Below are 11,995 nucleotides of genomic sequence, written 5' to 3'. Positions count from 1 at the left end.
TTTGAGATTTGAAATCTCAAATCTGAAATAATCACAGATGACCGAGCTGGGCGGCCAGACGGCGGGCGCGCTCGGCTTCTTCTTCGCGCTGCTTGGCGCTTTTGGCCGACCAATCGTCCCAGGATTTGCCGAAGGCTTTGTCGTCCCCGGTGAACAGGACGCCTTTGACCGTGTCGTAGCTCACGGCCTTGGGAACCGAATCCTTGGCTTCCTTGACAAAGATGTGGGCCAGGCCGTTTTTGGGATCGACGTTGTAGAGGTAGCCCTCGACCGTGCTTCCATCCTTCAATTGCAGGGTGGTGTCGCCCCGGTAATCAAAAGCCAGGCGCAGGGCTTCTTCGAGTTCCGCGCGGGTGGCGGGATGAAATTCTTTGCCTTCCAGGCGGGTGTTTCCGGAAGCGGCGTGATTTTTTTCAGACTGCGGCATAAGCAATAATCAATGGAGAAAACTGGCGGTTACGGTGCGGGGATCAGGCGGCCAAGGTGGCCTTGACCGTGCGGAGAAAGCCGGGCAGCGAGCCGAAAGTATCGTCCACCGATGAGGCTTCATAGCCGCAATGCACCATGCAATCCTTGCAGCGCGCTTCACCGCTCTTTTGCCCGTATTTTTCCCACTCGGTTTCCTCGATCAACTGTTTGAAGGTGGGCACATAGCCGTCCTGCAAAAGGTAGCAGGGTTTCTGCCAGCCGAAGATGTTGTAGGTGGGATTGCCCCAAGGCGTACAGTCGTAATCGACATTGCCCTGGAGGAATTCCAGGAAATTGGGTGAAAGATTGAAGTGCCAGGATTTTTTGCGGTTCTTGAGGATTTCCTGGAAGAGCTTCTTGGTTTTTGAACGGTGCAGGAAGTGCTCCTGGTCGGGGGCTTTTTGATAGCTGTAACCGGGCGAGACCATCATGCCTTCGACCTTGAGCTTCATCATTTCATCAAAAAACTCGCGCACACGGGCGGGTTCGGTCCCGTCAAAAAGCGTCGTGTTGGTGGTGACGCGGAAACCGCGCTTGACCGCTTCAACGATGGCTTCGACAGCGACATCATAGGTGCCGTCGCGGCAGACTGCGACATCGTGTTCGTCTTTCAAGCCGTCCATGTGGATGCTGAATGTCAGGTATTTGCTGGGCTTGAAGAGATCGAGCTTGCGCTTCAGCAGGAGGGCGTTGGTGCAGAGGTAGATGTATTTTTTGCGTTCAACCAAGCCCTGGACAATTTCGCCGATCTCCGGGTGGATCAGGGGCTCGCCGCCGGGGATGCTGACCATCGGGGCGCCGCATTCTTCCGTAGCGGCCCAGCATTGCTCGGGGGTCAGGCGTTTGTTGAGGATGTGATCGGGGTATTGGATTTTACCGCAGCCTGCGCAGGACAGGTTGCAGCGGAAGAGGGGTTCGAGCATGAGAACCAGCGGATAATGTTTGTTGCCCTTGAGTTTTTGTCCGATGACGTAACTCGCAACGGTCCATGCCTGAGAGATGGGAACTGCCATAATTTGCGAAACAATATAGCAGGCATCGATCCTGTCAATGCAGCGTTGATAAAGAGATTAAAACTAATACACGGCGGATTTTGTTTAGGAAAACTAATGCAAAGCCCTTTACAGCAGGCGGGTACGTGATTTTTTTAAAACAGGTTCTTGCTTCCGGCGCAGAGAGAAGCAAAATGGCTGCGGGATGTCATGAAAATAGCCTGTCTTCAGTTGAACGCCACCGTCGGTGATTTTGAGGGGAACCTTCAGAAAGTACGGGAGGCGTATCAAAAGGCGGTTCTGAAGGAAGTCGATTTGGTGTTGGCACCCGAGCTGTTTTTAACAGGCTACCCGCCGCGGGATCTTCTCGTGCATGAAGATTTCCTAAGAGCCAACGATGTGACCAACGCCAAGCTCGCGTCATGGGTTGGAGAGGTGCCGCTGATCTGCGGGATTTTGACGCGCAATGAAACCCGCCCCGGCAAGCCGTTGCGGAACTCCGGCGCTTTCTTCCAGGAGGGTGAAATCCGGCACCTGATCCACAAATGCCTGCTGCCGACGTACGACGTCTTCGATGAGGACCGGTATTTTGAGCCGGGCACGGCCTGCATTCCGTTTGAGTGGAACGGGAAAAAGATAGGGATAACGATTTGTGAAGACATCTGGAATGACGCTGATTTCTGGCGCGAGCGGCTGTATCAAGTCGATCCGGTCCGCGAACTGGCCGGGAAGGGGATCGATCTGCTGGTCAACATTTCCGCCTCGCCCTGGACCCAGAACAAGGAGATGCTGCGTTATGCCATGCTGCAAAAGGTGGCGGAGACGGAAAAGCTGCCTCTGGTGCAGGTCAACGTGGTGGGCGGGAACGACGAGCTGATTTTCGACGGCCACAGCATGGCGTTCAACAGCAAGGGCAGGCTCATCGCGCGCGGACGCTCGTTTGAGGAACAAATCCTCGTGCTGGACACGGAGGGCGAGGAATGCGACCCCGCCTGGCCCTGCGAGGAGGAACTGCTTTTTTCCGCGCTTTCCCTGGGTACGCGCGATTATGTCCGGAAATGCGGTTTCGGCAAGGTGGCGATTGGGTTGAGCGGCGGGATAGATTCGGCCTTGACGACGGTGATTGCCGTGGAGGCGCTCGGGCCCGACAATGTGCTGGGGGTGCTGATGCCGGGGCGCTATTCCAGCCAGGGCAGCATCACGGACGCCGAAGCCCTGGCTAAAATTTTGGAAATTGAATGGAAAACGCTGCGGATCGACGACTCCTACCAGGCGTTGTTGAAACAACTGGGGCCGTTTGTGCAGGAAAGCGACGGGCCGGACCTGACCCTGGAAAATCTGCAGGCCCGGATCCGAGGCGTGACCCTGATGGCCATTTCCAACAAGACGGGGAGGTTGGTGCTGACGACCGGCAACAAATCCGAGTTGGCCTCGGGTTATTGCACGCTGTATGGCGACATGTGCGGCAGCCTGGGCGTGCTCAGCGACGTATCCAAGACCCAGGTCTATCAACTGGCCCGCTGGATCAACCGGCACCAGGAGATTATTCCGCGGTCATCGATTGAAAAGGCGCCCAGCGCGGAATTGCGGCCCCATCAAACCGACCAGGATTCCCTCCCGCCCTATGAAATTCTGGACGGCATTTTGGATTTGTATGTGCTGAAAGGCCGGACCGTGTCACAGATCATGGCGGCGGGTTTTGAGGAGAACGTGGTGCGGGACTTGATTAAAAAATTCGACCAGAACGAATACAAGCGCCGGCAGGCGGCGCCGGGCTTGAAAGTGACGACGAAGGCTTTCGGCATCGGCCGCCGGATGCCGATTGCTCAGGGATTCCGGCATCCTTGACGCCGACGCAAGAAAACGGTTCACCGCAGACGTCAAAACGGAGATGGAGGGACGACCGCCGTGTCGTCCCATTTAAGACTTGGGAAGATTGGATCGGCACGGCCCGGAAGACCAGACACCCCGAAGCGGTCGCCGCGGCGGACGCTTTGCATTAAGAACATGTCGCCCGCAGGGAAAGCGGCGTCGTGCCGCCGCAGTCCAAATTTGTCACATGGTGATCCAGCGCTTTTTACTCGCGACGCCTGTCGGAGTTGCATTCATCCAAACACAAACCCCCTTGTCTTCCCTCTTTTCAGGGGGATAAATACAGATGGTGCCAATCCGAAAATATTTTTCCGCTCTGCGTTCTCGGCGACTGCGGTGAACCTTGTTTTGCCTTACTGCTTCTTAAAAAACGAGGACGCAAGGGCGCGGAAGACCGTGGGGACTTGTGTGAGGGATTTTGCGGTCAGCATCCCGGTCCGGGGATGTTTTCCGAGAAAGCGCGTGAGGTTGTTATGAAAGCTCATGCCCTGATAAAGCCTGGCATGTTCCTGGATATAATGACGGTCCAGGGTGCTCCAGCCGCCCTTGCGGTAGGTGTCGATCACGAGCTGGGCGGCAATCTCCGCCGTCCGCAGCGCAAGGTAAATGCCTTCGCCCGTGAAGGGTTCCACGACCCGGGCCGCATCGCCGAGCAACAAAATGTTGTCCCGGGCCGGCACTCTCGGCTGGCGGCTGATGGGATAGGTGCTGTGCCAGGTCAGATGTTCGTGCCCCGGGAAAAGGCGGTTCATGATTTTCTGCGGCGTGGCGCCGGTGCGCCGCCCGGACAAAGTCATGCAAAGATTGGCATATTGAGGCGAATAACGCACCAAGCCAAAGTACCCTTCCCGGAAAAATTTCATGTGAATGGATTCATCCGTCGCATCCCCCGGCAGTGTCGTTTGCCAGGCGATGCGGCGGCATTTGAAGGCCATCGAGGGGAAACCGCCCATGCGCGCCACCCAGGAGGTGCGTCCGTCCGCTCCAATGAGCACCTTGCCCTGGAATTCCCCGGCGTCCGTCATCAGCCTCTGGCTGTAATCAATCGACTGGCCCCGGATGCCGGTCAGGCATTCCGCCCCGGCCTCGATGGCCTGCTGCCGCAGCCATTCGTCCAATACCTCACGGGTCACCGCACGCAGCTCTCCGATGCCGTCCGGCAGCGGGAACCGGGATGGCGGATTATTTTCAAACGAGAGCGAAAACGATTTGATGACCGAATGGGGCAGTGTGCGGAACGAGTCGGCCAGTCCCTGACGCTCCCAAATGTTCCAGCAACGGGGATTCAGGCAGTCGCCGCACACCTTGGAGCGCGGGAAAACGGCTTTATCGATCAGCAAGGTGTGAAGGCCGGCCTTGGCCGTCAAATACGAAAACAGGCTGCCGGCAGGCCCGGCTCCGACTACTATCGCATCGTACTTTTTCACTTCACGAATTTTTTGAAGACCAGGCAGGAATTGATACCGCCAAATCCGAATGAGTTCGATACTATACTACCTACCGGTTGTGTACATCCTTTTTCGCAGAGCAAATCGATCCAATCCGGATATTCCGGGTTGTTGCAGCCCAGGGTGTGGGGGACCCAGCCTTCCTGCAGCATGAGGGTCGCCAGGAGCCCTTCGATGGCGCCGCTGGCCCCCAAGGGATGCCCGTAGTATCCCTTCGTGGCGTGAACCCGGACTTTCCTGGCCCCAAACACGGCGGCAATGGAGCGGGCCTCGTTTTCGTCGTTGAGCTTTGTTCCCGATCCGTGCGCGTTGATCAGGTCGATTTGTTCCGGTCCGACATTCGCATCGCGGAGGGCGTCCTGCATGGCGCGTGTGGTGCAGGCGAGGTCAGGCCGTGATTGGGTCATGTGGTGGGCGTCGTTGTTCAGGCTGTATCCGCAAACTTCCGCCAGGGGAAGCGCTCCCCGCCGCAAGGCGTGGTTGAGTTCTTCCAGAATCAAAGCAGCCGAGCCTTCGCCCATGACAAAGCCGTCCCGGTTGGCGTCAAACGGGCGACAGGCAAGGGAGGGATCGTCCTGGCGGCTCATGGCCCGGATGACGTCGAATGCGCCATAGGTCAGCGGATAAAGCGGGGCTTCCGCGCCGCCGGTGATCATCACGTCGGCGAGGCCGTCCCGGATGGCGCGCAGGCCTTCGCCGATTGCGACGGTTCCAGAGGCGCAACTGTTGGAATTGGTCGTGGCATAACCGCGGGCGCCGAAGGCGATGGCGATGTTGCTGTGCGCCGCGCCGCCAAAAACCTGCAGGGCCAGGTAGGGCGATATGCTGTTTTTGTTGCTTTCCAGCAGGGTGCGCATTTCCGGTTCCGCATTGCAAAGGCCGCCCAGCGCGGTGCCGAAGGAAATGCCGACATCATCCCGTTGCCGCGCCGTGGACAATTCCAATTGCGAGTGCTGCAGGGCCTGCCAGGCGGCTTCGAGTACAAATTCGGCGTAACGGTCCAGCCGTTTGACATGAAGCGGGGGCAGGGGTGGGTTCAGGCGAAAGTCCGAAACCTCGGCGGCATTCTGCGAGGTGAAACGTTTTTCGTTAAAATGGCTGAGGCGGCGTATGCCGCAGCGCCCGTCCCGGATAAATTTCCAAAAGGCGGGCACTGAATTGCCGGCGGCGGAGACGATTCCCAGGCCTGTAACGACGACGCGGCGCTTCATTTCGTCCGGCTTTCGACAGTTTGTTTGAGATGCCGCAAGGTGCGGGTGGCGACGGAATCGATCAGGTATCGCCCGATAATCCAGTTGGCCACGAGAGCTCCGATGAGAGGCCATTTGAGCGTAAAATCATGGGTGATCTTGACTTCAACGCCGCCCGGAGTTTCTTCCATGGTCCAGATCACGATCATGCCGCGGGTGGTTGGACGCAGGTGGTGGAAGTGCAATTCAAATTTCTCCGGGTCTGCGCGGAATTGGGAGGTCCATTTCAACACCCACGGCGGACGGTGGCAGGACATGTCCACAATTCCATCATAGGCAGAGCCTGAAGTGAAGTGATTGCGGATATAATGGGGCAGGAACTCCGGCCAGCGTTCGAGATTTGCGGCGGTACGGAAAATTTCGGTGCGAGGGGCACGGATCAGAATGCTCAGCTCGGAATGCATAAATGTGTGAGCGGATATGGCTTGGAAATTTTGCGGAACTAGCCCGGATGCCTCACGCGCTTCTGCAAACCCTTGCGGAGTGTTTTGTCAAAAGGCCGGGCAAAATGACGCGATGACAAGATCCGGGCTACAAGCAAAACCGCTTGAATTGAAAATTCTTTTTGAAATGGAACTTCCTTATTTTGAAGCGGTTTTGCAACAGCCTGCTTATCCCCCTGTGCATTTCCTTCCATCGACGGGTGAAAGGACCAGTGGGGAATTTTCATGACATGTGTGAGATAAGCAGGCTAGGGTGTCTTGTCCAGCCAGAGTAATTGCCGGAACCATAACGGCAAGGCCTTATGATGGAATTTTTCCCAGCCTGCCTCCCGGGCCAGCGACTGAAATTCGGCAGGGGTGTAGGCGTGGCGGATGGAGAGTCTGGCATCGTAACGTGTCATGGGATCCCGCAGCCAGAACTGGACCAGGAACCAGACCACCACCCGGGCGAGGGGGGAGCGGGTAAGATCGCTGACGAACACCCAGTGGCGGCTGACGCGGCGGAGCTCCTGCAAAATCCGGATGGCATCGGGTTCGCTGAAATGGTGGAGGGCCAGTTGGCAGGTTACGATGTCGAAGCTGCCGTCTCCGAACGGGAGTTTGAGCATGTTGCCTTGCAACCAGGAGCCGTGGAATCCGGTGGTCGGAGCCCTTTGTTTTGAAATTTGGAGCGTGCCGGCATGCAGGTCGAGCAGGACAAAGCGTGCGGATGGGCCTGTTTTTGCTGAGAAATAGACGGGAAGATCGCCCGCGCCCGTGGCGCAATCCAGCCACATGAGTTCCCGGTTTTTGAGTGCCGGTTCTCGAGTGCCGGATGCGATGTGTTCGAGGATCAGGTCGCAAACCACATGGCCGCCAAAATAGTGATTGATGGTTGTCAGGTTTTCAAGACCTGCGGCCAGCGCGGAAGTATCCACGGCGGGGTCGTCCATGAGTTCCCGTTCGCTGAGGTTGAAATGGCGGCGGCAGGGCATTATGGGGGTGAATTTATGTGTTCCCGGTGGATTTCACAACACAAAGCAGCCCGGTTATAGGCACAAATTTAACCCGGAGTCTGCCGCGAACTCGGATAGGCACCGCGAGTGAACTTCGGCATGCGATCAGCGGAACAGGTCACTGTGTGTGCCGGTTCGTTCGAAGCAGACGTGCGAACCCATTTGTGTGAAGGTATAAATCAAAACCCAGTCCGGGTTGATATGACAATCGCGGCTTCCAGAGAAATTGCCGCGCAACGGATGGTCTTTAAATTCCTGGGGCAGTGGTTTGCCTTCGATAAGCAAATCCATGAGAAAGCGGAGTTTTGAAAGGTCTTCGCCGCGTTTCCCAGCCCGTTTGACATCTTTCTTAAACTGGCTTGCGCGGCTGAAAGTTCTCACAGACCCAAATCGTTATAGAGTTCCTTTTTGTTTCCAAAATGTTTTACATTCCTGCCAGCTTTGCTGTCGCGCAGGGTTTGGGCTGTCAGATGATTTGGAATGGCGACTTCAAAAGGCAGCCCTTGGCGCAATTTAATCTGCCGGTAAAGCAAATGGATTGTTTCCGAGGCAGTCAGGCCAATGTCGGCGAGGATGTGTTCCACCTCATTTTTTAAGCCGGGCTCGATTCGGGCTCGTATGGTGGCGGTTTTACTCATGAGATAAATGTAGCCCCATTGTAGCTACAATACAAGAAGCTTATTCAAACGGGTTCCTCGGGTTTATCCTCCTCCAGTTCATGGAGGATTTCCATCACGCGGTCGCCGCGTTTGATGTGCTCCGAATAACGAAAATTCAGCCTTGGGGTGTATTTGATTTTGAGGCGGGAACCGATTTCGTGCTGCCATTCGGGCGCCAGACGGAACAGTTTTTTGAGCAGGTTCTCTTCGTCCAGGTTTGGATTCAGGGAACTGACGTAAATGAAGGCGTTGTGCAGATCGGGGGCGACTTCGACGGCGGTGAATGTCAGTAATTCGCCGTCGAGCGATTTTTCACGCGCCGCCAGACGGCCCAGTTCGGACTGGACGAGCGCGGAGAGTCGGATGGTGCGGCGCGTTGCCATAAACTGGAATATAACACAGGGGGCTCAACACGATTGGAGTTCGTCACAGCGACTGCGGGATTTTTTCCAAAACATAACATTCGATCGTGTCGTTTTCCATGTAGTCGTCGAAATTCCCGAGGCGGATGCCGCATTCCATTCCCGCGCGGACTTCGCTGGCGTCGTCCTGGAAACGTTTGAGGGTCTGGATGGTGCCGTCGTAAATGGGCTGGTTTTTGCGGACCACGCGCGCGTGGCCGTTTCTTGCGATGCGTCCGGAATCCACAAGGCAGCCGGCCACGGGATACTTGGACAGGGTGAAAACTTTTTTAACCGTGGCCTTGCCGACCTGGCTTTCGCGTAGTTCGGGATCCAGCATGCCGGCCATGGCTTCCTTCACCTGGTCGATCAACTCGTAAATGACGCTGAAGAGCTTGATCTGGACCTGTTCGCGTTTGGCGGCAGTGGCGGCGGCATTGTCGGTCTTGGTTCCAAATCCGATGATGACGGCCTGGGAGGCCCTGGCCAAGAGCACGTCGTTGATCGAGATCGGGCCGATGGCGCTGAGCACAAAATTGATATCGACCTTGTCGTTGGGTACTTTTTTCAGGGCCTCGATGATGGCTTCGAGCGAACCCTGGACATCGGTTTTGAGAATCAGATTGAGGGTTTTTTTCTGGCCGTCGGCGATGGAATCGAAAAGGTTTTCGAGGGTGACAGGGCGGCTGGGCGCCAGCTTGTCCATGCGGTTGGAATCGGAACGCTCTTCCGCGACCTGGCGCGCCTCGCGATCGTTGCGCATGACGGTGAACTCCTCGCCGGGGGAGGGATTGCCGTTGAAGCCCAGCACTTTGACAGGGATTGAAGGACCCGCCTCCTTGAGGCTGCGTCCGCTGTCGTCAATCAAGGCTTTGACTTTGCCCCAGAAAGGCCCGCTGATGAAGGCGTCGCCGACACGGAGTGTGCCGTGTTGGACGATGAGGGTTGCGTTCGGGCCGCGTCCGACCTCGATCTGGCTTTCAATGACCACACCGCGCGCGGGGCATTCGGTGTCGGCCCGCAATTCCAAAACCTCGGCCTGCAGCAGCATGTTTTCCAAAAGCTTGTCCATGCCGGTGCCCTTGGTGGCCGAAACCGCGCAGCAGATGGTGGTTCCCCCCCAGTCTTCCGGGACCAAGCCTTGCTCCTGCAACTGGCCTTTGACGCGGTCGATATTGGCGCCAGGCAGGTCGATTTTATTGATGGCGACCATGATGGCAAAATGATGCGGATGCGCGGCCAGGGCCGCCTTGGCGTGTGAAATGGCTTCCAGAGTGGTCGGCATGAGGCCGTCGTCCGCAGCCACCACAATGACGGCGATGTCCGTCGCATTTGTTCCTCGGGCGCGCATGGCGGTGAAGGCCTCGTGGCCGGGGGTGTCCAGGAAGGTGATTTTGTGGCCGTTGCGCTCGATATGATAGGCGCCGATGTGCTGGGTGATTCCTCCGGCTTCACCGGCGGCCACACGGGTTTTGCGGATCGCGTCGAGCAGGGAGGTTTTTCCGTGATCCACATGCCCCATGAACGTGATGACAGGCGGGCGGACGGGGGTCAGGTTACCGGTTTCGACGGGCGGCGGCGGGACTTCGACAACGACAGGTTCGGGTTTATGGACGCCCTGTCCTTCCTTGCGGCGTTCCAGTTCGAACTGGAACCCGCGGCTTTCGCAAATTTTCTTGGCCGTGGGCTCGTCGATGGGCGTGGTGAGGGCGCCAAAGATGCCCATTTCCATCAGGGCGTGGACGATCTGGAACGGCTTGAGGCCGAGTTTCATAGCAAGTTCTTTTGCTATGACAGGAGGCTTCATGGTAATGACATTGGAAGCGGGCGCGGAAGCTTCCTCTTTTGCCAAGTTGGGTGCGGCCTTTATTTCGACAAGCGCAGGGGCTTCAGTGCCCTCGGCAGCGGGAGCGGCGGTGGTTTCCTCGCTCTTCTTCGCTTTTGGCTTGGCTGCTTTTGGCGCGGCTTTGGCCTCGCCTGTTTTTTTGGCTGCCGCCTTTTTAGGCGCAGAGGCGGCTTCTTCAACCGGAGTGTCAGTGGCTGTTTTTTTGGCTTTGCCTTTTGCGGCGGGCGCCCCGGTTTTTTTTGTTGCGTCGGAAGCCATAGTGGATAATTGGGCCGTGTCGCTCAAGAAACGGCGCCTCCCATTGATTGCCTGGCCTTTGCCAGGATCTTTTGAATCGTTTCTTCCGGCAGATCGGGGATGGCTTCTTTCAAGTCAGACTCTTCCGCCTCCGCCAAAACTTCCACGCTCGGGAACCATTTCACGACTTGCGCGGCTGTTTCGTGGTCGGTCTCGAGGGCCGTCATGAGTTTTTGCGTGGCTTCCTCGATTTTGTTTTCAAAGCTTTTGACAACGATTTCTTCCTTCGAGATGTCAACTTCCCAGCCTGTCAGCTTCGCGGTGAGGCGCGCGTTCTGGCCGCGGCGTCCGATGGCGAGGGAAAGATTTTCCTCATCCACAAGCGCTTTGATGCGTTTGTTCTCCGCATCGACTTCAATGCTCTTGAGCTTGGCGGGTTTGAGGGCCTCAATGACGAGGTCCCGGATGTTGTCGGACCAGCGAAAGAGGTCGATCTTTTCGTTGTTGAGTTCGCGGACGATGTTTTTCACGCGCGCGCCGCGGAGGCCGACACAGGCGCCGACCGGATCGATTTTTTCATCCTTGGACCAGACCGCGATTTTGGTGCGGTAACCGGCCTCGCGGGCCAGGCCCTTGATCTCCACCGTGCCGTCATGCAATTCGTTGACTTCCAGTTCAAACAGGCGGCGGACGAAATTCGGATGGCTGCGGGAGAGGATGATTTGCGGGCCGCGGGGGGTGCTCTCGACGGCCAGGACCAGCGCGCGGATGCGCTCGTTGGGCGAATACTCCTCGGTGGGAACGCGTTCTTTGGAGGGCATCACCGCCTCGAATTTACCGAGGTCGATCAGGACATCCGAACGTTCGAAGCGCCGGACGACGCCGGTGACGACGTCTCCCACGCGGTCTTTGAATTCGTCAAAGATCATCGTTTTTTCGATGCTGCGGATGCTTTGGTTGATGGTCTGTTTGAAGACCTGGGCGGCAATGCGCCCGAAATCGGAGGGGGTGACTTCAACTTCCATCTCTTCGCCGAGGTGGATGCTGCTGTTTTTCTGGCGGGCCTTGGTGAGGGAGATCTCCTCGTAGGGCTTGGTGGAGCGCTCGACCACCTTCATGGTGGCGAAGGCCCGGATTTGACCGGTTTTGGGGTCCATTTGGAAGCGTAAGTCCTTGGCGGTGCCAAAACTTTTTCTCGACGCGGACAGAAGGGCCTGCTCGATTGCCAGCATCATTTGCTTGCGGTCGATGCCCTTCTCCTTTTCCATGTACTCAAGGACGGCTAAAAATTCCTGGCTCATGCTCGTATTCTGCTTAAAATGAATGTTATCAATAGTCTTTACAGGAAAAAAAAAGTGGAAACCTTTCTGGTTCCCACTCAAGC

13 protein-coding genes are annotated in these 11,995 nt (G+C 56.9%); 2 read left to right on the top strand and 11 right to left on the bottom strand.

Features of this window, described 5'->3' with window-relative positions:
- Window positions 1-31: 31 nt before the first annotated feature.
- Window positions 32-427, bottom strand: a complete 396-nt coding sequence (locus tag PHD76_06205; protein MDD5261425.1) for a hypothetical protein — start codon at window positions 425-427, stop codon at window positions 32-34.
- 43 nt (window positions 428-470) lie between these two features.
- Entirely contained in the window at window positions 471-1,481 is a 1,011-nt protein-coding gene (gene hpnH / locus PHD76_06200; protein ID MDD5261424.1) for an adenosyl-hopene transferase HpnH, read from the bottom strand.
- Between the two features lie 189 nt (window positions 1,482-1,670).
- Here hpnH and PHD76_06195 point away from each other — a divergent pair, with 189 nt between their 5' ends.
- Window positions 1,671-3,308: an NAD+ synthase gene (locus tag PHD76_06195; GenBank protein ID MDD5261423.1), complete on the top strand. Its 1,638-nt coding sequence runs from the start codon at window positions 1,671-1,673 to the stop codon at window positions 3,306-3,308.
- Between the two features lie 377 nt (window positions 3,309-3,685).
- Here the strand turns inward: PHD76_06195 and PHD76_06190 are convergent, their stop codons facing one another.
- From PHD76_06190 to PHD76_06180, 3 genes are read right to left on the bottom strand one after another with little or no spacing between them, the layout of a single operon-like run.
- Complete coding sequence (locus tag PHD76_06190; GenBank protein ID MDD5261422.1) at window positions 3,686-4,759, bottom strand: NAD(P)/FAD-dependent oxidoreductase; 1,074 nt, start codon at window positions 4,757-4,759, stop codon at window positions 3,686-3,688.
- Complete coding sequence (locus tag PHD76_06185) at window positions 4,756-5,991, bottom strand: beta-ketoacyl-[acyl-carrier-protein] synthase family protein (GenBank protein ID MDD5261421.1); 1,236 nt, start codon at window positions 5,989-5,991, stop codon at window positions 4,756-4,758. The genes PHD76_06190 and PHD76_06185 overlap by 4 nt, the downstream gene beginning before the upstream one ends.
- Entirely contained in the window at window positions 5,988-6,434 is a 447-nt protein-coding gene (locus PHD76_06180; GenBank protein ID MDD5261420.1) for an SRPBCC family protein, read from the bottom strand. The genes PHD76_06185 and PHD76_06180 overlap by 4 nt, the downstream gene beginning before the upstream one ends.
- Before the next feature lie 16 nt (window positions 6,435-6,450).
- Between PHD76_06180 and PHD76_06175 the strand changes: the two genes are divergently transcribed.
- Window positions 6,451-6,702 (top strand): hypothetical protein, encoded by a 252-nt coding sequence (locus tag PHD76_06175; GenBank protein MDD5261419.1) that lies wholly within the window; start codon window positions 6,451-6,453, stop codon window positions 6,700-6,702.
- A gap of 19 nt (window positions 6,703-6,721) precedes the next feature.
- Here the strand turns inward: PHD76_06175 and PHD76_06170 are convergent, their stop codons facing one another.
- From PHD76_06170 to nusA, 6 genes are all read right to left on the bottom strand, one after another.
- Window positions 6,722-7,447: a methyltransferase domain-containing protein gene (locus PHD76_06170; protein ID MDD5261418.1), complete on the bottom strand. Its 726-nt coding sequence runs from the start codon at window positions 7,445-7,447 to the stop codon at window positions 6,722-6,724.
- Between the two features lie 126 nt (window positions 7,448-7,573).
- Entirely contained in the window at window positions 7,574-7,849 is a 276-nt protein-coding gene (locus tag PHD76_06165) for a type II toxin-antitoxin system YafQ family toxin (protein MDD5261417.1), read from the bottom strand.
- Window positions 7,846-8,106 carry a type II toxin-antitoxin system RelB/DinJ family antitoxin gene (locus PHD76_06160; protein ID MDD5261416.1) on the bottom strand — a complete coding sequence of 87 codons (261 nt, stop codon included), beginning with the start codon at window positions 8,104-8,106 and terminating at the stop codon, window positions 7,846-7,848. Before PHD76_06160 ends, PHD76_06165 begins: the two co-directional genes overlap by 4 nt.
- A gap of 44 nt (window positions 8,107-8,150) precedes the next feature.
- A complete protein-coding gene (gene rbfA, locus PHD76_06155; GenBank protein ID MDD5261415.1) occupies window positions 8,151-8,510 on the bottom strand; it encodes a 30S ribosome-binding factor RbfA in 360 nt (119 codons plus the stop codon).
- A 43-nt stretch (window positions 8,511-8,553) separates the two neighbouring features.
- Window positions 8,554-10,632 carry a translation initiation factor IF-2 gene (infB, locus tag PHD76_06150; protein ID MDD5261414.1) on the bottom strand — a complete coding sequence of 693 codons (2,079 nt, stop codon included), beginning with the start codon at window positions 10,630-10,632 and terminating at the stop codon, window positions 8,554-8,556.
- Window positions 10,633-10,655: 23 nt separating this feature from the next.
- On the bottom strand, window positions 10,656-11,912 hold the full coding sequence (nusA, locus tag PHD76_06145) for a transcription termination factor NusA (GenBank protein ID MDD5261413.1): 1,257 nt from the start codon (window positions 11,910-11,912) through the stop codon (window positions 10,656-10,658).
- Window positions 11,913-11,995 lie beyond the last annotated feature (83 nt).

The organism is Candidatus Methylacidiphilales bacterium (genome assembly GCA_028713655.1).
Lineage (GTDB): Bacteria > Verrucomicrobiota > Verrucomicrobiia > Methylacidiphilales > JAAUTS01 > JAQTNW01.
This window is presented reverse-complemented; position numbering and strand designations above follow the sequence as displayed.